We start from the raw sequence: 23,737 nt of genomic DNA on the forward strand, positions 1-23,737 counted from the left end.
ACGATGTTTGCTTTGCAGAATATGGACGACAAGGATCTGGAGCTCGCAGGGCTTCGCTTGAAGCCGTACCCGGCTGAATACAAGGTGGCGAAATTCGACCTGAGCCTGGACGTGGCGGAAGGCGTGGAAGGGATGGCGTGCAGTCTGGAATACGCCACCGCGTTATACCGACCGGAATCGATAGAAAGAATGGCGAAGCATTTCGGGCGGCTGCTTGAAGCCGTTGCGCACGAGCCAGAGGCGCGGCTGGCTTCGCTCGGCATGCTCACGGAGGAGGAAGAGGAGCAGATTCGGCATGTGTTCAACGATACGGAGGCAGGGCGTTCGCAGCAGAACACGGTGCCAGAACTGTTCGAGGAGCAGGGGGAGCGCACGCCGGATCGGATTGCGGTCGTGCATGAGGACAAGCAGCTGACGTACCGGGAGCTGAACGAACGGGCGAACCGGCTGGCGCGTACGCTGCGGGCCGAGGGCGTGAAGCCCGAACAGCTGGTCGGCATCATGGCCGATCGCTCGCTGGAGATGATCGTGGGCATTATGGCCATCTTGAAATCCGGCGGCGCCTATGTGCCGATTGACCCGCAATATCCGGAGGATCGGATTCACTATATGCTGGACAATTCGAACGCGCAAGTGCTGCTGGCCCAGCGTCATCTGCAAGCGCGGGCCGCATTCTCCGGCAGAAGGATCATGCTGGATGAAGAAGCGTTCTACGGCGCAGACGGTTCCAATCTGGAACGGGTGAATCAGCCGGAGCATCTGAGCTATGTCATCTATACCTCCGGAACGACGGGCAAGCCGAAAGGGGTCATGATCGAGCACAGACAGATGGCAGTCTTGTCGGCCGCGTGGGAGCGCGAATACGGCTTGCAGGAAGAGAGCATGCGCTGGATGCAATGGGCGAGCTTTTCATTCGACGTCTTCTCGGGAGACCTGATCCGCGCGCTGCTGCATGGGGGAGAACTTATTCTATGTCCGGAGGATGCAAGGGCGAACCCGGCTGAAATCTATGAGCTCATTCGCAAGCATCGGATTCAGATGTTCGATGTCACTCCGTCGCTCGTCATTCCGCTGATGGAATATGTATACGAGAACAAGCTGGACATCAGCAGCATGAAGCTGGCAGTCGTGGGGGCGGATCATTGCCCGAAGGAAGAATTCCAGAAGCTGCTGGAACGATTCGGTTCGCAAATGAGGATCGTCAACAGCTATGGGGTAACGGAGACGACCATCGATTCCTGCTACTTCGAGCAGGCGAGCACGGAAGGGCTGCGAACGGTGCCAATCGGCAAACCTCTGCCGGGTGTGACGATGTACATTCTGGATGATCAGCATTCTTTACTGCCGGTCGGGATAACGGGCGAGCTCTATATCGGCGGACCTTGCGTAGGCCGGGGGTATTGGAAGCGGCCGGACTTGACGGCCGGAGAAATTCGTCGACAATCCATTCGCTCCGGGCGAGCGAATGTACCGGACAGGCGACTTGGCCCGGTGGCTGCCGGACGGCAACGTCGAATATTTGGGGCGGATCGACCATCAAGTGAAAATCCGGGGCTACCGGATCGAGATCGGCGAGGTGGAGACCCAACTACTCAGAACGCCGTTCATCCGTGAAGCGGTTGTCGTCGCGCGGGAAGACGTTAGCGGACAGAAGTCATTGTGCGCGTACTTCGTCGCCGAACGCGAGCTGACGGTGAGCGAGCTGCGGAGAGCATTGGCCGCAGAACTTCCGGGGTATATGATCCCATCGTATTTCGTCCAAATGGAGCGGCTTCCGTTGACGCCGAACGGCAAAATCGACCGCAAAGCGCTGCCGGCTCCAGAAGGAAGCGCACATACTGGAGCAGAGTTCGTAGCTCCGCGCACGTCGCTGGAAGCGCAGCTGGCCCGAATCTGGCAAGAGGTGCTGGGTCTGCCGGACGTTAGCGTGAAGGATAATTTCTTCGATTTGGGCGGGCACTCCTTGCGCGCGACGACCTTGGCAAGCAAGGTGTTCAAGGAAATGCACATCAATCTGCCGCTGCGGGATGTGTTCAGGTACCCGACGATTGAGGAGCTGGCCGAACTGATAGCCGGGATGAAAAAGCAGGAATATGCCGTGATCCCGTTGGCTGAGGAAAGAGACGTCTACCCGTTGTCTTCGGCCCAGAAACGCCTGTATATCGTGAGCCAATTGGAAGGGGCCGAGCTGAGCTACAACATGCCGGGAGTCATCACCCTCGAAGGACCGCTGGATCGCACTAGATTCGACGGGGCTTTCCAGCAGCTGATTGCGCGGCACGAGGCGCTGCGCACCGGCTTCGAGATGGTGAACGGAGAACCGGTCCAGCGGATACATCGGGATGTGCGCTTGACAGTGGAGTACGTGCAGGCAGACGAAGAAGAAGCAGAGAAGCTCGTACAGCGCTTTGTCCGCAGCTTCGATCTGAAGCTGCGGCCTCTATTGCGGGTAGGACTTATCGCAATAGAGCGGGAGCGGCATATTCTGATGTTCGATATGCATCATATCATTTCAGATGGCGTTACGATGGGGATATTGGTGGATGAGTTCGCTAGGCTCTATGCGGGCGAGGATTTGCCGCCGCTCCGCATTCAGTATAAGGATTATGCGGTATGGCAGCAATCCGAAGATCGCAGCGTGGAGTTGCGGCGTCAGGAAGCGTATTGGCTGGAGCGATTACAAGGAGAATTGCCGGTACTAGAGCTGCCGACTGATTATGTGCGCCCCGCTGTTCAAAAATTTGATGGAGACGTCGCATTATTCACGATCGATCCGCATCTGAGCGAACAATTGCGCCGACTGGCGTCAGACACAGGTTCCACCTTGTACATGGTGCTGCTGGCAGCCTACACTACGCTGCTGCATAAGTATACGGGACAGGAAGACATCATCGTGGGGACACCGATTGCGGGCAGAAGCCATAGCGATCTCGAGCCGCTCATCGGGATGTTCGTCAACACATTGGCGGTTCGCAATTATCCCGCAAGCGAGAAGGCATTTCTGTCGTACCTGGCGGAAGTGAAAGAAACAACCTTGGGCGCCTTCGAGCACCAGGACTATCCATTCGAGGATCTGGTAGAAAAGGTGCGCGTATCGCGGGACTTAAGCCGGAATCCACTGTTCGACACGATGTTCAGTCTCGAGAATGCAGAGCAGGGGGGCATCGAAATCGAAGGCCTCCAATTAAAATCATATCCGAATGAACATATGACGGCCAAATTCGACCTGACTTTCCATGCGGAAGAAGGAGAAGAAGGCATCCTATGCGGCTTGGTGTATGCAACCGCTTTGTACAAGCGCGATACGGTGGAGCGGATGATGCTGCATTTCAAGCAGTTGCTTGCAGCAATTGCACATGACCCCCGCGCGCAACTTTCAACATTGAACATGATGACCGCTCAAGAAAGAGAAGAGATTATCGGGGTGTTCAATGACACGGGGACGAAATATCCGCGCGAGAAGACGATTCAGCATCTATTCGAGGAGCAGGTTGAACGGACTCCTGACGCAGCGGCTATTGTGTACGGAGACGAGCGAATGACGTACCGCGAATTGAACGGGCGGGCGAACCGATTGGCAAGGACATTACGAACCAAGGGAGTGCAAGCAGATCGCTTGGTAGGTCTTATGGCTGAACGTTCTCTGGAAATGATAGTTGGAATTCTGGCGATTCTAAAAGCCGGGGGAGCATACGTGCCGATCGACCCGGAATATCCGGAAGAGCGCGTCCGCTACATGCTGGAGGACTCCGGGACCCAAATCATACTGACGCAACATGAACTGCAGTCGAGAATCCCGGTGCAAGCCTCGTTCGTCCTGTTGGATGACGAACACTCTTACAGTGCGGACGATTCGAATCTGGAACAGAATAACGGTCCTGCCGATTTGGCCTACGTCATTTATACGTCGGGGACGACAGGCAAGCCAAAAGGGAATTTGGCGACGCATCGCAACATCGTGCGGGTCGTGCAAGGCACGAGCTACATTGATTTTAGCGAACGGGACAACGTGCTGCAGTTATCCAATTATGCTTTCGACGGATCGACCTTTGATATGTACGGTGCTTTGTTAAATGGAGCCAAGCTGGTCCTCATCCCGCAGGAGACGCTGTTGGAGGTAGGGAAGTTGGCAGGCTTGATCGAACGCGAGCGCATTTCGGTGATGTTCATCACAACGGCGTACTTCAACATCCTCATTGACATGAAAGCAGACTGCTTGCGCCATATCCGCACCATACTGTTCGGCGGGGAGCGCGTGTCCATCTCTCACGTCCGCAAAGCGCTCTATCAGCTAGGACCGGGCAAAATCAAGCATGTGTACGGGCCAACGGAGAGCACGGTATTTGCCACATGCCACGATGTGAATGAAGTGGCAGAGGATGCCGTGACCGTTCCGATCGGACGCCCGATCAGCAACACGACCATTTATATCGTCAATGCTCAGAACGATCTGCAGCCGATCGGAGTGGCTGGGGAGCTGTGCATAGCAGGAGACGGACTGGCCCGAGGCTACTTGAACCGTCCCGAATTGACGGCAGCGAAGTTCGTCGACAATCCATTCGCGCCGAGGGAGCGGATGTACCGGACGGGCGACCTGGCAAGATGGCTGCCGGATGGGACCATCGAGTACGTGGGGCGGATTGACGATCAGGTGAAAATACGCGGCTACCGGATTGAGCTTGGCGAGGTAGAAACACATCTATTGAGAGTGGAGCCCATTCAGGAGGCGACCGTGATCGCCCGGGAATCCGACAGCGGTGAGAAGCGCTTATGCGCCTACTACGTGGCGGATCGACCGCTGCCGGCCAACGAGCTGAGAGGCATCCTAGCGCAAGATCTTCCAGGGTACATGATTCCGCTGCACTTCGTTCAACTGGATCGGATGCCGCTGACACCTAACGGTAAGGTAGACCGCAAGGCGCTGCCTGCGCCTGAGGATCACTTGATGACAGGGACGGAATATGTGGCCCCGCGCACGACGCAGGAAGCTCAGTTGGCGCAGATCTGGCAGGAGGTGCTGGGCATCGAGAAAATCGGCGTGCAGGACAATTTCTTTGAGCTGGGCGGACACTCGATTAGCTTGATGCAGCTGATACACCGAATCTACATCGAATTGGGCGCGGAAATCGCTCTCCATAGCGTGTTTCAGCGACCGACAGTGGAAGCGATGGCCTATGAGATCGTAAAAGTCGAGTACGAGGAGAAAAGCAGCAGCCAGTTCACGAAATTAAATGAAAATGGTCTTGTAAACGTATTTTGCTTGCCTCCCGGCTTCGGGTATGGGTTAAGTTACTTGGAACTGGCGAAGCAAATGGAAAACAGCTGCATCCTATACGGAATTGATTTCATTGATGATGCCGAATCTTACGAGGACATGCTGGACCGGTATGTGGACGCGGTCGTTGCCATTCAGTCTCAGTCTCCTTATGTGCTGCTCGGATATTCGCTGGGAGGCAATCTGACGTTCGAAATTGCCAAAGCAATGGAAAAGAGAGGGTACCGCGTATCGGATATTATTATGCTCGACTCCACGCGGAAGCTGGCCGCTCAGACGGTGGACGAGTTCGAAAGCGATATCGATCAAATGCTTGAAGCGGTGGGTGAACAGGAGATGCAGCTGCTGAGCAATCCTCTGATTCGCGAACGGGTCAAGCATAAGATGCGCGCGTACTGGACGTATGGATCTCAGCTCGTGAATACGGGCGCGGTTGAGGCGAATATTTATGCATTGATTGCGGAGGATTCCGATGCAGTCAGACCGGATAATGTTACTTCTGCATTATGGGATGGGGCAACCCGGCAAGCCTATTGCGAGCATCGACTCATTGGTGTCCATGAGGATGTGCTGCTTCCTGGATTCATAGAGCATAACGTGAAAGTGATTCACGCGGTCGTCCATCAAATCATCGAGCAAACGCGCGGCGTCCACGAGGTGTTATCGCGATAGCAGCGATGTTGCTTGTACAACGTAACCTATAATACATGTCATCCTCATATACCGCCTGCACACATGCGCATGTTGATGATGCAGGCGGTTCGTAGGGGAGTTCCGTCACGACTATGGTTTAAAGGGGAGACAAATGAGTGGCACTGCGAAAACGAAAAGATGTGTTGACCCTATGGAAATCAGCCCGCTGGTTATCGTCATTCGTGAAACCCCATATGGGCTGGATGATCGTCGGAATCATCTCTGCTGTTGCGGCCGCGATTATTGAGATATGGACCGGCAGCTTAATCGAACAATTAACGACCAATGCCGGCAACGGGGACGGGCAGTTGGTCGCCCGCATTGTATATACCGTATTTATCGTCATTGCAATTGGAGTTCCCGCGAAATATTTCATGGTGTACGGCATCGAAAAAAGCAGCGCTCAAGCCATGAGGGACCTTCGCAACCAGATGATGAAGCACATCGGCAAATTGCCTGTTCATTATTTGGAAAAGAAACACTCGGGCGATATGGTGTCAAGGGTGACTAATGACCTCCAGATCATCAATCAATTTATGATTCGCGATGTGGCGGAATGGTTTTATCATCCCCTGCTTTTTATTGGCTGCTTTGGCTACTTGCTGTGGATCCGATGGGAGCTTGTGCTGCTCAGCTTGTTGCTTGTTCCCGTTTCCTTGTTCGTCTCGCAATGGGTAGGCAAGCAACTGCAGCGCCTCACGGAAGAAGCACAGGAAAACATGGGCCAGATGAATGTCATTTTACAGGATACATTGAGTGGCATGCCGCTGGTCAAAAGCTATTTGCTGCAGGGAATCCTGTTCCGATCGTATCAATCCCTGCTTCTGCTGACGCTGAAAAAGAGGTTGGCCGTAAATAAACGCGAGGCGATAGTCACTCCCGTGCTGTTCACGCTCATGATCAGTCCGATCGTGTTCGCTATTCTATACGGAAGTTATTTGATATCGAAAGGATTGTTCAGCACGGGAGAGCTGATTGCCTTTCTCTACTTGCTGAATTTGTGTTTGGAGCCATTGCAGAACATCCCGACGCTCATTACGAATACGTTTGAGATGACCGGAGCTTTAAAACGAGCGGCCCAAATCATGAATCAACCCATCGAGAATGAAGAGGGACATTGCATTGTGAGAACTGCTCAGCCTCCCATCGCGTTTCACAACGTCAATTTCGCATACGAGAATAGCGGTTCCCCTCTGCTGCGCAATTTGAGCTTCACGGTAGCGGAAGGGCAGACTGTAGCGTTGGTGGGAGCCAGCGGCGGGGGGAAGAGCACCGTGATAAAGCTGCTCTGCGGATTTTATCCACTGCAGGCTGATGGCGGGAAGATCGATGTATTTGGCCAATCGATCCGCGACTGCAATCCGAAGGAGCTGCGTTCCCATTTGTCGGTCGTTACCCAAGATTCCTATTTGTTCAGCGGGACGATTGCAGATAATATTGCTTACGGGCGGGAGAATGCCTCGATGGATGAAGTGATCGAATCTGCAAAATCAGCCAACGCGCACTCCTTTATTATGGAGCTGCCGGAAGGATATCAGACTGACGTGGGGGAACGGGGAGCGCTGCTATCCGGCGGGCAGCGTCAGCGTATCACCATTGCGCGCGCACTGCTCAAGGATGCCCCCATCCTGCTGTTGGACGAGCCCACTTCCGCATTGGACGCGGAGTCTGAATCACTGGTTCAGGAAGCGTTGAACGTTCTTATGAAGGAGAGAACGACCATCGTCATTGCGCATCGGCTGTCTACCATTCAGAATGCGGATGAGATCTGGGTCATGGAGGACGGGCGGATCGAAGAGGCAGGGAATCATGCTAAGCTGCTGGAGAAAAGGGGCTCTTATGCCCGGCTGTACCATCAGGAATTCGAAACGGATCGAATGGGAAGCAAGGAGGTGGCCTATACGTGAAAACCGCCGGGATGTTAGCTTATGTGAAGGAAATCAAGTATATGATGGACTTTATGAGCACACGACGCAAAGTTGAGTATTATGTTGGCATGATTGCAGGCGGGCTCGTTAACACCTTGTTTATCCTGTCATTCACCTTGGTTGTCCAGAGTTTAGTAGATTTTGCAGGGTCAAGAGATACTTCCCTTATGTTTCAGGCGCTATATATTTTGGGAGGCTCTATCTTGCTGTTGAACCTGACTTCACCCGGATTCACTTATTTGTTTCGTCGCAGCGTGGAACTGACGATCGTCGACATCAGGGAACGTCTCTATCATAAGCTGTGCAAGCTTCGGGCCGATCATTTGGAGCGGACGCATAATGGAGATTTCCTATCACGGATAAATAACGATGTATCCACCCTGGAAGTGACGTATTGCGGAATCTTTTTTGCTCTGCTGCTGGATATCATGATTAGCATTGGATCCATCATTATGATGTTTATCATTCATTGGCAGTTTGCTTGCGCTTCCCTTTTGATTTTGCTCGTTTCCTTTTATATAAGCACGCGTTTTGTGCGCTCCGTTCGCGCGATGTATGATCAATCTCTTCATTCTATAGCCAAGCTGACAGAGAAATTTTCAGACTTTATCGCGGGCATCCAGCTTGTGAAATTGTTCCACATTAGTCCGGTATATGCTCAGTATGGAGCCATGAACGAGAAGCTGACGCAGCTTTCCCGCCGCATCGCCCACAAAAAAGGCGTACTGGCAGCCGTCAATCATTTTGTAAGCTACATTACATTTTGCGGAATCATTGTCATTGGCAGCTTGCTGTATAGCTATGGCATCATTGGCATGGGGGCCGTTGCAGCCCTGGCCGTCTTGCAAATTCATTTGACGCATTCCTTCATGAACATTGGAACAACCATGTCTTTGATTCAAAATTCGTTGGCGGGAGCGCAGCGGATTCAAGAAATGCTGGAGGAGCAGGAGGAGCCGCAACGGATCGGCTCTGTGGCAAGCGACCGTGATTCGGAGGCAATGGTGGAATTTGATTGCGTTGAGTTTGCCTATCAATCCGACAGCCCGGTGCTGTGCAATTTGTCCCTGCAAGTGCTCCCCGGGCAAGTGGCGGCTGTTGTGGGTGCAAGCGGCAGCGGCAAAAGCACCTTGATTAAATTGTTGCTGGGCTTCTATCCCGTTGACAGCGGCGAGATCTTAATCCAAGGCAAGTCGTTCGGACATTATACCTTGGAAGAGATTCGTCAACGGATTGCTTATGTGCCGCAAGAAGCTTTCTTGTTCAGCGGAACGATTGAAGACAACATCCGTTATGGCAATCCGCAAGCTTCACAGGAGGAAGTGATTGCCGCGGCTCAGGCTGCTTATGCCCACAATTTTATTCAGGAATTGCCCGAGCAATACCAGACGCAAGTGGGTGAGCGCGGAGCGTCTTTGTCCGGCGGACAGCGTCAGCGGATTGCGATTGCCCGGGCATTGCTCAAAAATGCTCCGATATTGCTGCTCGATGAGGCAACATCGGCCTTGGATGCCGAATCAGAGTACTGGGTACAGCAAGCCTTGAATCAATTGATGAAAGGCCGCACGACCATTCTGATTGCCCACCGCTTGAGCACCGTTGAGAATGCCGATGTGATATTTGTCATCCAACAAGGATCAGTTGTGGAACAAGGCACCCATCAGAGCTTGCTTGCATGCAGATCCTACTATGCAGGTATGTATGGACAGTCTGGCCTGGCTCTTGCCGAACAAGCTTGACAGAAACTTGACAATGCGGATCATTTTTATATACGATCCCAGCCATCCATGGAAATACTTCAGGCCAAGTGGACGTATGGTTTCACACTCTGGGGAGCTCATCATGAGCTCCCTATTATTTTTGTGATTTGTGCTGACACCTCGACAAGTAAGAGAGGAACTATGCCGTATATCCAGATATTAAAGACTTGGATCTTTTTTATTGAAAAAATGGGGGTGGTGAACCGGTTCTATTTTTAGGGGATTAGATGCTATCTAGCGTTAAATCCACCATCTATGTTTAAAATGGAACCTGTGGTAAAAGATGCTTCATCCGAACACAACCAGATGATACCGTTGGCGATTTCTTGAGGATGCCCCATACGCATCATCGGATGCATACGATTAATCATATCTTCATCAAAGGTGCCGTGGTCAATGGATTTCGCGATGATATCCGTCTTAATGGCCCCTGGGGCTACCGCATTCACTCGAATATTATTGGTTGCGTATTCAAGAGCTGCAGTCTTAGTCAGACCGACGACTGCGTGTTTGGTTGCCGTATAGGGACCTGTGTAAGGCATACCATGCAGACCTGCAATAGAAGCCAGATTGACAATGGCCCCTCCTTGGTCTTGCTGTAACATTTGTTGAATTCCATATTTCATGCCATAGAAAACACCCATCACATTCGTCTGCAGCATCTGCTGAAAGTTATTTCCGTCTGCCTGGGCAAGCTGCACAGTTTCTAAGCTGATCCCGGCATTATTGACTAGAATATTCAATTGCCCGTACTGAGAAACCGTTGTCTCTATTAATTTCTGAACTTCTTCTTCCTTGTTGACATCGCAAAGGACAAACAAAGCATCTCCACCCTGAGCAACGATTTCCTCCATGACTTCATTCCCTGATTCAGCCCGACGACCGCTGATGACGACCTGCGCGCCCTTACGTGCCAGTGTCATAGCTGTCGCTTTCCCGATTCCTCCTGTTGCGCCTGTAATTAATGCTACTTTGTTTTTTATCGTGTCTGTCATGCTCTGTTTTCCCCTCTCAATATAATGAACAACTGTTGAATAATCAATTTATGTCTATTATTATAGATTCATGCATGACATATTCAATCGTCAAATCATTTACTTTTGTTCATTAGGGAACAATACGATGGAAATGTGTTTGTTACTTTTTCTAGGAAGTGTGGTGACCTCGCCATGTCCAAAGTAGATCGAAGAATCCTTAAAACTCGGGAAGCGGTTACGAGCGCATTTATTGAACTGATGTCAGAAAAAAAATTCGAGGACATTACGATCCAAAATATTTCGGACCGGGCGAATATGAACCGAGGAACGATCTATCTTCATTATGTCGATAAATATGATTTATTGGATAAATGTATCGAAGCTCAGCTTGAAGAACTCTTAGAAGTATGTTCAGCGTCAGATCAGGAGCAAGGAAGCATTGAGCTGATGGATTCTTTTCTGCCTGTGTTTCAATACTTCGAAAGGAATTATTTATTCTACTCGACTATGTTAGTGAATCAGGGAACTTCATATTTTCATGAACGATTCCTTCATGTTATCCTCCAAGGGCTGCATGAGGAAGTGAATATAGACGGTGCAATAAACAAGGGGTTAAACAAAGATATCGTCATTCCATTTGTTGGTTCAGCTTTCGTAGGTTTGGTGGAATGGTGGATTAAGGAAGGAATGCCTTTTCCGCCGCAACTAATGGCTGAGCATGTGAAGATTTTGCTAGGAAGGCATCTGTTATGAACATCCGAGTGGGGGCACATCAACATCCCAACATTTCATAGTGTTTGTTTCCTTTGCGCTTTACTGTAATAAGCAAAGAGTTTTCATTGAACTGTAAAACAACTGACGACAAGGAGCAGACGGAGTGAAAACGATGACGCGAAGCGAACTTGCCAAGCGCACCGGATTGAAAGCCGAAACAATCCGTTATTATGAGAACAAAGGAGTATTGCCGGTGCCCATTCGGGCTGCTAACGGGTACCGCACGTATACGGAAGATTATTTGGTGAAAATCAAGTTAATTAAGGATGCGAAATCACTCGGATATTCCTTGAAGGAAATTAAAGAAACCTTGCAAGTTTTAAGCTCGGAAATGGAAATAGACGCGCTCAAGGAAGTCGTTGGCAACAAAATACGCCAGCTGGAAGCAAGGATCGAATCACTGCAAAAAATGAAAAACCTGCTGGGCGGACTTCTGGAGACAGCAGAGGACGATATCGAAAATTATTTGAAATCTTTTCTTCCGCTGAAGTAAATAGGAGCTTGACCTTGTTCCATACAGAAAAGAGACAGTTGGACATACTCTCTAAAGAGTAGACTCACTCTGTCTCTTTGTCGTTCTTTCAACTATTCGGACTCAAGCTTCTCTTTCACTTTTGCAGGCAGATCGTCCTTCTGCACTTCTTCCCAGGAGGTTACGCCCTTCTTGCTAGAGTAGTACACACGCAAATATGCTTCTTTACGCAAGTTTTTTTGCGCCGTAAATTCCATTGTTTTTTCGGTTCCTTCTTCGTCAAAGGCAGGCAGAGAATATTTATAGGTTGTAAATGGATTGTCTTTATCGTCTGTAGTCTCTTCTTTTTGTCCATCCATTGTAATCTGAACATAATAAATATCTTTCCCCATGCGTTGAAAGTTGCAGCCGGCTAAAATGGATGCAAATACGACTAAAATAACTAGCATTGCGATACTTCGTTTCATGTCATCACCTTTTTGTGTTGTATTGTTTGATTCCATTATAGTGGGTTGTTGCTCAAGACAACATTCAATTAGGTGATAGAACTCTTACATCATTGTAAGGGTTCCGTGCAGTCATCTGTGACAACTATAAGTAGTTTGTTATATAATGGGTGTAAATAAACTGATTGGAGCGTGATTGGTATGCGGCAATGCAACATAACACGAGAGGAGCTTACTATGAACGGAGAAAAGAGGATTTTAATTCATGAAAACAATGAATATAGGAATTGTTGCGCACGTAGACGCAGGAAAGACGAGCCTGACTGAACGTTTACTCTATGTAACGAATGTCATAGATGAAGTTGGCCGAGTTGATAAAGGGAATACCCAAACCGATTCGATGGAGCTGGAGAGAAGAAGAGGGATCACGATCAAGGCGTCAGTCGTTTCGTTTTTCGTGAACGATTTGAAGGTCAATCTTATTGATACGCCTGGACATGCGGACTTCATCGCGGAAGTAGAGCGTTCCTTCAGCGTCCTTGATGGAGCGGTTCTGGTCATATCGGCTGTGGAAGGGATTCAAGCCCAGACCAAAATTTTAATGTCGGTGTTAATGAAGCTGCAAATTCCTGCGATACTGTTCGTGAACAAGATAGACCGGAGCGGTGCGCAATCCGACGGGATCATGAAGAGCATTCAAGAAAAACTGACAGTGAACGTGATCCCTTTATACAGAGCTGAAAACATCGGCACGAAGCAGGCGTTCATTGTTGAACACTGCTTTAACAACGATACGGATCCAGATTTTATGGAGCGATGCATCGAGCTGGCTGCTTGGAATGATGAAGCTTTGCTTGAGTCTTGCGTGAACGGGGAGCAAGTATCGGAAGAGCAAGTAAAACTAGCCTTGATGCGGCAAATTAGGGATGCGAAGCTTTATCCGGTCTTTTTCGGATCTGCCATGACGGGAATTGGCGTGTCCGAACTGTTGGCGGGGGTGGCAGAGCTGTTTCCGGTGAATGAAGCCAGAGAAGCTGCGCCCTTATCCGGGGTCGTCTTTAAAATGGAGAAGGAACCATCGGGAGAAAAGATCGCCTACGTCAGAATTTTTTCAGGAAGAATGAGCGCAAGAGAATATGTGAATATAAGCCGGAAAAACAAGGATGGCACGATCGAAACGCACGCAGACAAAATCAAAAAGCTGTACCTATTCAGTGAAGGGAAGTCCATTCCGTCACAAACCGTGGAAGCCGGCGATTTTTGCAAAGTATGGGGATTGAAAAATATTAAAATCGGGGATGTTGTGGGTGAGCGGTCTGACAAAATCAAAGATATCCATTTCGCCTCCCCGCAGCTGGAAACCCGCATCGAAGCCATGCAGAATGAACAAGAGCATCGATTATTTCAAGCTCTTGTAGAATTGTCAGAAGAAGATCCGTTAATCGAAGTGTTGAAAGACGACTTCCATCATGAGATCTATATCCGCCTGTTCGGGGAAGTGCAAAAAGAAGTGATTGAGACGACCCTTAAGGAAAAATATCGGGTGGACGTCTCGTTTTCAGAGACAAGAATCGTCTGTATCGAAAAGCCAAAAGGAACGGGACAGGCTGCAGAAGTGATGGGAGCGGCAGAAAATCCTTTTTATGCTACAGTAGGCTTCCAAGTGGAGCCCGGCGTAACTGGTAGCGGAGTGACCTATAGACTAGGCGTGGAACTTGGTTCGCTGCCCTTGGCGTTCCACAAAGCCATCGAAGATACCGTATGTGCAACGCTTGCACAAGGTTTATACGGGTGGGAGGTCACTGATATTGTCGTTACGCTGACACACTCGGGCTACTGCAGTCCGGTAACGGTAGCCGGAGACTTCAGGAAGTTAACGCCGCTTGTGTTAATGGAGGCACTGTCCCAAGCAGGCACTGACGTATATGAACCGATCAACGAGTTCGAACTGAGTGTTCCCGAACATGCGATCAGCAAGGCGATGCATAAATTGTCAGGTCTAAAGGCCATATTCAGGGAACCGCTCCATCATAAGGATACCTTTCTGTTGACAGGGACGCTTCCAGTGGCTGTGACGGAGGATTTCAAGCGAAGTCTTCATTCGTTCACGGAAGGCGAAGGCTTTTTTATGGCGAACCCGTACGGATTTGAAAAAATAGAGGGCGAATATCCAACGAGAAAGCGGGCGGACTACAATCCGTTGAACCGAAAAGAGTATATGCTCCATATCCTGCGTGCTTATTGATTATGAACCGGGCCCTGAGACAGGTATCTGTCCCAGGGCCCTTTGTTATGCGAAAAAGGGCGGAGATTACACCAAGAATAAATCAAATAAACGAAAAGCGAATGAAAATCCGTATAAAAATATCCAGTTGGACAGGGAACCGGAGGAAGGGTTGCCCAATCTAATCAGGGAATAGGCAATTGCCACAAGGAGGAAGAATCAAATGAAAACGTACAAAACGATGATTGCATCCACTGTTATTGCCGGACTGCTGCTGTCCGCTTTCCCGCTGCTTCCCGGACATGCGCCTGCATATGCGGCCAGTCAAGCAGAGATTGAAAAAGAAATGAAAGAGATGGAGGAGCGGTTCCAGCAGGCCTTCAAGAAGCTGGATTCGAAAATTATCGAGCAAGCGACTCAGGCGCTGCAGAAGTTCGACCCGGGACAAGAAGTGAAATTAGTCAGCATAACGGGAGAAAGTGGTGTTGGTGCAGATAAAGGCGAGTGGACGCTGACTTCCGGGCAAGGGCATCATGTAAAGGTTGACAAGCAAACTGGAGAAATTAAAGGTATGTCAGCAAACAGAACATATAAGTTCGAGGAGTCGGATAAAGCTTTACAGGCAGATATCCAAGAAAAGTGGGCGCTTCTGGAACTGAAGGGTGAATTCACGCCCCCTAACTTTATTTCTTACACGAAAGATGATCGGGGACTTGAAACGTTTAGCTTTTCCGGCGGAGAAACGGAGGACGACGATTACTATGGTAACATCGATCTAAAGACAAAAAAGGTCAGTTCTATGGGGAAACTGACAACGTCCGATCAAGTCGACCAAAAAATTGTCAAAGCGGCGGAAGAAGCGATGAAGAAGCTGCCGGGCGCATCCAAGCTGCGCAAGCAGGTACATGTCAGCCTCTACGATTACAACCAGTTCAACAAGACGATCGATTTTCAGGATCAGGCTGGTTCCCGAGTCGGGATCGACAGTTCGTCAGGGAAGCTGAGATCTGTCACCTATGATAAGCTGCTGAACAAATTTTATGCGCCGAAAGATGTCCAGAAAGCGTTCGCCAAACCATATTACACGAAGGAGAAGGCGATCAACGCCGCTAAACCGATGGCGAAAAAGCATTTCGATCTGGATCTGACCGGCTATGAAGTGAAAGTCAAGCATTGGGAATATACGTTTACGAAAAAGGGACGGCCGACGGTGACTGCTTATATTAATGAAAAGGGACAATTTTGGGAAATGAGAGTCATGCAATAGTAGCTGGCTGGGCACTCTGTCCGAGGGGAACCTCGGACATGGGTGTCTTTTTTTCACGAATAAAACAAGACCTCAAGTCTATATACATGAACACTACCCATATATTTGGAAGGTGATTGCCTTGCGCTGGCCGCATATCGAGCCGCATCTTATTACCCGGTCCTTGGTGCCGGAAAATCAGGAAAGTCCGATCCATTTCTTTTCGTTGGCAGCCGTTACGCCGGAAGGCTTCTTTTATATAAGAAATCATTTTCCTTATCCCGTGTTGTCGGAGGAATCGTTTGCGGTTACTGTTGATGGAGAAGTTCGGAGTCCGATGACGTACCATTATCAGGATTTGTCAAGCATGCCGTCTAAAGAAATAAGTATGGCGCTGGAGTGCAGCGGCAATAAACGGGCGCGCTTCAAGCCCAAGGTGTATGGAATCCAGTGGGAAGAGGGGGCTATTAGCCAGGGAGTATGGAAAGGAGTCCCATTAAGAGACTTGCTGAATTATGCTGGTTTGAAGCCGACGGCCAGGGAGGTTGTGTTCGCGGGACGAGATTGCGGGACCCGGACAGACATGGCAGGCACGTATCCATATGCCCGGAGCCTTCCGCTGGATAAGGCATTGCACCCTGATACGTTAGTCGCCTATGAACTTAACGGACAGCCGATTCCTTATAAGCACGGGTATCCGCTAAGGCTAATTGTTCCGCAATGGTACGGGATGGCCTCGGTCAAATGGCTGCGGAGCATTACCGTCCTTGATGCGCGCTTCACCGGGCCTTTTCAGGTTGTCGATTATGTCTATGAGCCTAGCACGGACAGCGATGATGGGAAGATTCCCGTTACGTTGGTCCATGTCAACTCCACCATCCAATTCCCTGTGGATCGGAGTCTGCTTGACACCGGAACCATCCAAATATGCGGAATCGCATGGACGGGAACGGGATTCATTACTGATGTCGAGCTTAGCCTTAATGGCGGGGAAAGCTGGGTCAGTGCGGACGTGCATCGATTGCCCAACCAGCCCTATGCCTGGATCCTGTGGACTTATAGATGGGACGTCTCTCAACAAGGAGAGTACGCGATTCTATGCAGGGCGAGAGATTCGTATGGAAACATCCAGCCTGCGGCAGCAAGCTGGAATAAAAAAGGATATGGCTACAATGCCATATCCAGCATTCATGTGAAGGTGGAATAAGAGTAATAAGTGGAGTGACTAGTCCATATTCACCCACACGGTCTTCACTTCGGTATAGTTGTCAAGCGCGTAGGAGCCCATTTCCCGGCCAAGGCCAGATTGCTTATAGCCGCCGAACGGAGCGGCCGCATCGAACACGTTGTAGCAGTTCACCCAGACCGTGCCCGCTTTCAACTTGCTTGCAAGATAGTGCGCCTGTTTCAGATTTTGCGTCCACACCCCCGCAGCCAAGCCGTAATCAGATTGGTTGGCCTGCTCAATCAGATCGTCGAGCGTATCGTACGGCAACGCAGCCACGACAGGGCCGAAGATTTCTTCACGAGCGATCGTCATCTTCGGATCGACGTGCGCGAATATCGTCGGTTCGACGAAATAACCTTGTTCGCTAGGGACTTTGCCGCCAGTGACCAATTCCGCGCCCGCCGCTTTTCCTGCTTCGATATAACGTTTCACAATGTCATGCTGCTCGGACGATACGAGCGGCCCCATCTCCGTATCCATATCGATGCCTGTGCCCACTCGGATGCGCTGCGCCTCTGACACCATATCGGCAATCACATTGTCGTACAATTTCTTCTGCACATACAGTCGCGAGCCTGCCGAACATACCTGCCCCTGGTTGAACGTAATGCCGCGCAGGGCGCCGGGCACCGCACGGGACAGATCGGCGTCCGGAAGGATGATGTTCGGCGATTTGCCGCCAAGCTCGAGCGTGACTTTTTTGACGGTATCCGCGGCTTGCCGCATGATTGATTTGCCGACAATAGTAGAACCGGTGAAGGCGATCTTGTCGACTTGCGGATGCCGCACGAGCGGAGCGCCCGCCGTCTCCCCGAAGCCGGGGATGACGTTGATGACGCCTTGCGGGAATCCCGCTTCCTGTGTCAATTGAGCTAGGTACAAGGCTGACAACGGCGTCTGCTCCGCCGGCTTCAGGACGACGGTGCAGCCGGTGGCAAGGGCGGCGCCCAGCTTCCAAGCCGCCATGAGAAGCGGGAAGTTCCACGGTATGATCTGACCGACGACCCCGACGGCCTCATGTCTTGTGTAGGTGAGGAAGTTGCCTGCAGTAGGAATGGTTTGTCCGACAATTTTGGTCGCCCAACCGGCATAATAACGGAAATGCTCGATTGTGAGCGGAAGATCGGCTGCCAACGTTTCCCGCAGCGGTTTGCCGTTGTCCAGCGTTTCAAGTTCGGCCAGCTCTTGCTTGTTGGCTTCGATCAAGTCGGCTAGCTTATAGATGAGGCGGCTGCGATCCGCGGCGCTCATCCGAGACCATTCGCCTTGATCGAATGCGTCGCGGGCGGCTTTGACCGCCCTGTCCACATCTTCCTCACGCGCTTCGGAGACAACCGCGAGCACTTCTCCCGTTGCCGGATTGATGGACGAGAATACGTTGCTCTGGACGGACTCGACCCACTCACCATTAATAAACAGCTTCTTGGTGCCTTGCAAAAACGCTTCTACTTTCGGACTGATTTGAACTCGTGACAAAGCGCAATCACTCCTTTGTTAGATTGTCATTTACATCGGCTAAATAGGCCTTAAAGAGATATGTATTCTTATAGGAAACGGATCATTCCCGTTAGGGGACAAGTTGTTGTGCAGAGTCCGACCGGGAAGATGTGCGTAAGGTAAATGGGACAGGTCGGACAAGGTTGAAAAGAAAGGGGCGGGCCGATCCGCCAATAATTCGAACCAGCCCGCCCCCAAGACAAGAGGATGCATCCGTTATGAGAGATGCGGATCATATATAATCGCACTTAAACGGCGAAGATGTGTTTGCCGATTTTTCCCGTCTGCTGACGGGTCCAGATCCACGCGGAAGTAGCGGTATCCGGGTTGAAATAGTAGAGCGCGCCGTTGGTCGGATCCCAGCCGCGCACGGCATCCCATGCCGCGGCATAGGCGGATTCATCAGGATTCAACCAGTATTGGGCATCGTCAACCGCCGTAAATGCCCGCGGCTGAAAAATGACGCCAGCCACCGAGTCAGGGAACAGGGGAGACTGCATGCGATTCAATACAACCGCCGCAACCGCCACTTTACCGGTATAAGGCTCGCCGCGCGCTTCGCCGTGCACGGCTCGGGCCAGCATGGTCAATTCATCGGCATTGACCGACACCTGTTTCAACATCCGCCACGTCTGCGGACCGGCGATGCCATCCGCTTTTAACCCGTAATCTCGTTGAAATTGGCGTACGGCTTGCGTTGTAGCGTTACCGAACCTGCCATCCAACGATTGGTTATAGTAACCTAGCATTTGTAAACGAAACTGGATATCCCATACGTCACCACTATTATTTCCGTATTGGATCGTAGGGGCAGGGGCTGCAACGGCCATCGACGCCGGCAGAACGGCTGTCAAGCCAATTGCGGCCAACAGAAAAGGCAGTAGAATTTTTTTCATTTGCGTTCTCCTCCTTTCCTTTGCCATTATAGAGACGCTTAACAGTGGTTTCAATACCATCATATTGGAAACAAAAATGGAAAACCTTGCTCGGCTTAGTCTGTTTTCTCCGCATGGCACGTCATAGCTTCAATTTATTTGCAACAAAGCACTCCGTTATCTGATTCCATGTTGGATTTTAAGCTTGCTAACATTTGTTCCCAAGCCTGAATGTGCCATTCTTTTGCGGCTAGCCATTCCTCTGAATCTTGCCAACCTGCGTGTTTGAGCGTAACCATCGTGCCATTACTGGCAGGCTCAAGTTCTACGTCGACCATTTCCTTTTTGGGTTCAATCTCACCGCCGGAGCAAACCATGCTGTTATTCTTTCTGATTCTGTCCACGCTTTCCATACTAAATCAGCCGCTGTTGAATAAAGTCTTCTTTTGTAATCGACATCTTTTTTATTTCCCCTCTCTAGCGACCAATGCACTATTATTCCAGTTGTTTCATAGCTCTTTCATGGCTAAATTCCAATAACTCAATAGCAGTCTCCTGGAGAAGGGCATATCAAGCTATTATGTCCGGGCAGAAAACAAGAAATTTCAAAGTCTGGTTCAATCATTTGACAGCTTGTCGCGCAATGGATCTCGCCAGACGCAGAGCTAAGCAGTTGAACCGAGCAGGAGAGTATGACGAGACGGAACTTCCCAATGAACAGGCATCTCCCATGGAAGCCGTATTGAAAAAAAAGGAGTCCGAGGTACTGGCGTCGGTGATGTCTCTGGACATCAATTATCGGTCGGTCATTATTCTTTAGCGGGTGTCTCCAACCTTCGCCGAGTTGGTGAAAACGCGAAATCACATGGCGTGAAGATTAACTCTGCACGGGATGTTTATATTTAACGATGTTTACGAAGTATGAAGGAATAACAAAGTTTATAACGAAATTTTATAGAGCTATATGTCAAACGGTGACGATTCCTTATTACGAGTACTAAGATTACTCCGTTCTTCCATGAAGCTGCGACAAGGGAGCTTTGTTTTAATGTCTACGGCAAAAACAAAGGAATCATTAACCATATTAATAGGTTAGGCTTTTCACCGGATTTGGCGGGATTTCATCTTACATACAACAAGGACAAAGAGGCTAGTCAGCCACAAACTATATTTGTGGAAAAGGGATTTACAGACGATATGCTCGAACAGTTTACTCATTTATTCGATAGCGCCTATTACGAGTTAAACAAAGAAAATGGTTGGAGAACTGACTAATATCACAGTCAGCCTGACGAGTTCAGGGGAGAACTTCGTCATTATGATGCGAAGGGAGGGGTGCGTTCATTTTGGCTTGATCAAAATTTAATTGGTGCTTATATTATAAGCGGAACGTACATACGTGATATGGTAGTGGATCCGGATTATCAAAATCGCGGCTATGGAAGCAATTCTGGACCATTGCATCAACCATTTATTGAAATTTCTTGTTTTGTTGAACATACGTATGTTCCAAAACAGAATCACCATTAAGCTAGGAGGATGAATATGCTGCATCCAGCGTTAATCGAGAATATGTTGACAGCCGCACTGGCAACAGGCGGGGATTTTGCAGAAGTATTTGTGGAGGATAAAACAGCCAACAGCTTGGGCATGATTGGGGGCATTGTGGAAAGCGCCCTATCAGGCCGTGATTATGGTGTAGGCATTCGAATTATTAACGGTTTATTCGCCGTATATGCTTATACGAACGATTGCAGCGAGGACAATCTGATTAAAGTCGCCACATCCGCGGCGCAAGCGATTCGTGGACAGGTGAAGGATATAACGATTGATTTGCGAAGAACGACGATTCCGAATCGGCACGTCATTCAATTCAATCCTAGCGACTTCGCCAAAGCCCGCAAAATAGAGTGGATGAGACGCGCGCATTCCGCAGCGAAGGATTATAGTCCAGTCATTTCGCAAACATCCATCACATTAACAGACTCAGTGCAAAACGTATGCATCGCTAATTCTGAAGGCTTGCTTGTCGAAGATTGCCGTACCTATACACGTATGGGATTCAATGCAATCGCGGAAGCTGGTGCAACGAAGCAATCCGGCTATCTGGGACCTGGCGCATACGCCGGCATGGAGTTTATCGAGACAATGGACATTGAGCGTTATGCTCGGGAAGCGGCCCGTATCGCGACGACCATGGTTAATGCCAAGTACGCGCCAAGCGGCAAGCTGCCGGTCATTATCGACAACGGCTTCGGCGGTGTCATTTTCCATGAGGCGTGTGGACATGGATTGGAAGCGACATCCGTGGCGAAGAAGGCTTCCGTGTTTGCAGATAAGCTGGGTGAGCAGGTGGCGTCGCCGCTCGTGACGGCGATTGATGATGGAACGATACCGAATGCTTGGGGGTCATTAAATATCGATGACGAGGGAGCTCCCACGCAGCGCAATGTGCTGATTGAGAACGGGATTTTGAAGAGCTACTTGATCGATAAATTGGGCGGCCTCAAAATGGGAATGGCATCCACGGGTTCCGGACGGCGCCAGTCCTATCAATTTGCGCCTACCTCTCGAATGAACAATACGTTTATTGCTGCGGGGGACTCCACAACCGAGGAGATTATCGCCAATACCGAATACGGGCTGTATGCGAAGCACATGGGCGGCGGATCTGTAAATACAGCGACCGGCGAATTCAACTTTGCTGTCAATGAAGGGTATATCGTTCGCAACGGGAAGATAGAAGAGCCAGTTAAAGGGGCGACGTTGATTGGAAAAGGAATGGAGACCCTGCAAAAAATCGATATGGTAGGCGATAATTTGGATCACGGACAAGGCATGTGCGGATCATTGAGCGGCAGCATTCCGGTGAATTGCGGTCAACCGATGATACGGGTGTCCGAAATGACCGTTGGCGGCAGAAAGGGGGAGTAGGACATGGACGTTACACAATTTCAACAGCATTTATTTGCAAAAGGAATCGAGTCCGGCTGTTCCAATATGGAAATCTATTATGAGCAAGTCCGTTCTACTACGGTACGGGTGTCAAAAGGGGAAATTGACGCATATACGATTAAAGAGAGCGGCGGTCTATCGTTTCGCGGCGAATTCGCGAGCAAGATCGGCTATGCTTATTCCGAACAGATCGATGAGAGAGTGATTGATTATTTAATAGAAGAAGCGCGCAACAATGCGGAAGTGATGGAGAGTGAAGAGAACGACGAATTGTTCGCAGGCTCCGCAAGCTATCCCGAATTAACCACGTACTCGGAACGTCTGACTCACGTTGCTCCGCAAGCGTTGATAGATGCCGCTCTTGAGATGGAGTCGGTCGCCGTGGAAGCGGATTCGCGCATTGTTATGGTGCGCAGCTCGTCTGTAACGATCTCCGAGAGCGAGGTCCTGATCGCCAATACGCGGGGGCTGGATTGCCGGGCCAAGTACAGCTCAGCAGTCGGCAGCATCTCTGTCGTAGCCAGAGACGCTGCCGACACGACGACGGGCGAGTGGTACGATTTTTCACTGCAAGACTTTGATGAAATCAATTTTGCGGATATCGCACGCAAGTCGGTACACGAAGCTGTGTCGAAGCTGAATGCCGATACGATTGCATCGGATAATTATCCGGTTATTTTCCGCAATGATGCAGCGAGTACGCTTTTGAACGCCTACACCACTATTTTTTCTGCGGAAGCGGTAGATAAGGATTTTTCTCGTTTAAAAGGAAAGCTGGGCGAGCAGGTAGCCGGCAGCAATATTACGATCGTGGACGATCCGCTCATGCCGCACGTTCCTGCCCAATGTGCCTTTGATGCGGAAGGACACGCGACGCGGCGCAATGAAATTATAAAAGAGGGCAAGCTGCTTACCTTTTTGCATAACGGGAAGACTGCGAAAAAGTCCGGAATCGATTCAACAGGACACGCTTCTAAAGGCGGCTACCACGGCAAAATCGGGATTGCACCACATAACTTATATGTAGAGCCTGGCACAGTCACCTTGGAGGAAATGATTGCAGACACCGGACGAGGATTAATGATTGTGCAGCTTCAGGGACTTCATGCGGGCACCAATGCGGTCTCGGGTGAGTTTTCGTTGTCTTGCATCGGCTTCTTGATTGAAGCCGGGAAAGTGAAGCGGCCGGTCAATCAGATTACCGTTTCCGGCAATTTATTTAATGTGTTAAATGAAATCGAAGAAGTCGGCAACGATTTGCGCTTCACAGGCAAGTGCAATTCACCATCGCTCAAAATAAAGTCGTTAACGATTTCTGGAGCGTAACAAGCTCTGAAGGAAACATTAAAAATTGTATTTGCTCAGATCCAGCAGTTCTAAGTAACTT

General features: G+C 50.0%; 17 protein-coding genes. 12 read left to right on the plus strand and 5 right to left on the minus strand.

Features of this window, described 5'->3' with window-relative positions:
• From A372_RS38570 to A372_RS0111840, 4 genes are all read left to right on the plus strand, one after another.
• Positions 1-1,614 (plus strand): amino acid adenylation domain-containing protein (locus A372_RS38570; protein WP_157259525.1); only part of this gene is annotated, 1,614 nt, incomplete at its 5' end.
• Entirely contained in the window at positions 1,577-5,947 is a 4,371-nt protein-coding gene (locus A372_RS33785; RefSeq protein ID WP_337483673.1) for an amino acid adenylation domain-containing protein, read from the plus strand. The genes A372_RS38570 and A372_RS33785, both read left to right, overlap by 38 nt.
• Before the next feature lie 137 nt (positions 5,948-6,084).
• On the plus strand, positions 6,085-7,875 hold the full coding sequence (locus A372_RS0111835; protein ID WP_019421061.1) for an ABC transporter ATP-binding protein: 1,791 nt from the start codon (positions 6,085-6,087) through the stop codon (positions 7,873-7,875).
• Positions 7,872-9,635, plus strand: coding sequence for an ABC transporter ATP-binding protein (locus tag A372_RS0111840; RefSeq protein ID WP_019421062.1), 1,764 nt, complete (start codon positions 7,872-7,874; stop codon positions 9,633-9,635). The genes A372_RS0111835 and A372_RS0111840 overlap by 4 nt, the downstream gene beginning before the upstream one ends.
• 251 nt (positions 9,636-9,886) lie before the next feature.
• Here A372_RS0111840 and A372_RS0111845 read toward each other — a convergent pair whose 3' ends face one another.
• Positions 9,887-10,651, minus strand: coding sequence for an SDR family NAD(P)-dependent oxidoreductase (locus A372_RS0111845; protein WP_019421063.1), 765 nt, complete (start codon positions 10,649-10,651; stop codon positions 9,887-9,889).
• A 174-nt stretch (positions 10,652-10,825) separates the two neighbouring features.
• Between A372_RS0111845 and A372_RS0111850 the strand changes: the two genes are divergently transcribed.
• Both A372_RS0111850 and A372_RS0111855 read left to right on the plus strand, forming a co-directional pair.
• The gene (locus tag A372_RS0111850; RefSeq protein ID WP_019421064.1) at positions 10,826-11,386 is read left to right on the plus strand and encodes a TetR/AcrR family transcriptional regulator C-terminal domain-containing protein; all 561 of its coding nucleotides are present in this window, start codon (positions 10,826-10,828) and stop codon (positions 11,384-11,386) included.
• Positions 11,387-11,519: 133 nt separating this feature from the next.
• Positions 11,520-11,900 (plus strand): MerR family transcriptional regulator, encoded by a 381-nt coding sequence (locus tag A372_RS0111855; protein WP_237728524.1) that lies wholly within the window; start codon positions 11,520-11,522, stop codon positions 11,898-11,900.
• A gap of 92 nt (positions 11,901-11,992) precedes the next feature.
• On the opposite strand, the gene A372_RS0111860 is transcribed toward A372_RS0111855, so the two are convergent.
• Positions 11,993-12,346: a YxeA family protein gene (locus A372_RS0111860; RefSeq protein WP_019421066.1), complete on the minus strand. Its 354-nt coding sequence runs from the start codon at positions 12,344-12,346 to the stop codon at positions 11,993-11,995.
• Positions 12,347-12,590: 244 nt separating this feature from the next.
• Between A372_RS0111860 and tet the strand changes: the two genes are divergently transcribed.
• The 3 genes from tet to A372_RS0111875 all read left to right on the plus strand — a co-directional run bounded on the left by tet (position 12,591) and on the right by A372_RS0111875 (position 17,002).
• Complete coding sequence (gene tet, locus A372_RS0111865) at positions 12,591-14,570, plus strand: tetracycline resistance ribosomal protection protein (RefSeq protein WP_019421067.1); 1,980 nt, start codon at positions 12,591-12,593, stop codon at positions 14,568-14,570.
• Between the two features lie 202 nt (positions 14,571-14,772).
• Positions 14,773-15,816, plus strand: a complete 1,044-nt coding sequence (locus A372_RS35430) for a hypothetical protein (protein ID WP_019421068.1) — start codon at positions 14,773-14,775, stop codon at positions 15,814-15,816.
• A gap of 112 nt (positions 15,817-15,928) precedes the next feature.
• Positions 15,929-17,002, plus strand: coding sequence for a sulfite oxidase (locus A372_RS0111875; protein ID WP_337483672.1), 1,074 nt, complete (start codon positions 15,929-15,931; stop codon positions 17,000-17,002).
• A gap of 18 nt (positions 17,003-17,020) precedes the next feature.
• On the opposite strand, the gene A372_RS0111880 is transcribed toward A372_RS0111875, so the two are convergent.
• From A372_RS0111880 to A372_RS33795, 3 genes are all read right to left on the minus strand, one after another.
• Positions 17,021-18,499: an aldehyde dehydrogenase family protein gene (locus tag A372_RS0111880; protein ID WP_019421070.1), complete on the minus strand. Its 1,479-nt coding sequence runs from the start codon at positions 18,497-18,499 to the stop codon at positions 17,021-17,023.
• Between the two features lie 269 nt (positions 18,500-18,768).
• Positions 18,769-19,416, minus strand: coding sequence for a spore cortex-lytic enzyme (sleB, locus tag A372_RS0111885; RefSeq protein ID WP_019421071.1), 648 nt, complete (start codon positions 19,414-19,416; stop codon positions 18,769-18,771).
• Positions 19,417-19,550: 134 nt separating this feature from the next.
• Entirely contained in the window at positions 19,551-19,808 is a 258-nt protein-coding gene (locus tag A372_RS33795; RefSeq protein ID WP_026011026.1) for an SRPBCC family protein, read from the minus strand.
• A gap of 167 nt (positions 19,809-19,975) precedes the next feature.
• Between A372_RS33795 and A372_RS0111895 the strand changes: the two genes are divergently transcribed.
• The 3 genes from A372_RS0111895 (at position 19,976) to A372_RS0111910 (ending at position 23,676) form a co-directional block, all read left to right on the plus strand.
• Positions 19,976-20,215, plus strand: coding sequence for a hypothetical protein (locus tag A372_RS0111895; protein ID WP_019421072.1), 240 nt, complete (start codon positions 19,976-19,978; stop codon positions 20,213-20,215).
• A 725-nt stretch (positions 20,216-20,940) separates the two neighbouring features.
• Positions 20,941-22,329 (plus strand): TldD/PmbA family protein, encoded by a 1,389-nt coding sequence (locus tag A372_RS0111905; protein WP_019421074.1) that lies wholly within the window; start codon positions 20,941-20,943, stop codon positions 22,327-22,329.
• Between the two features lie 3 nt (positions 22,330-22,332).
• Entirely contained in the window at positions 22,333-23,676 is a 1,344-nt protein-coding gene (locus A372_RS0111910; RefSeq protein ID WP_019421075.1) for a TldD/PmbA family protein, read from the plus strand.
• Positions 23,677-23,737 lie beyond the last annotated feature (61 nt).

Source organism: Paenibacillus sp. OSY-SE, from assembly GCF_000283315.1.
Classification (GTDB): domain Bacteria; phylum Bacillota; class Bacilli; order Paenibacillales; family Paenibacillaceae; genus Paenibacillus_B; species Paenibacillus_B profundus.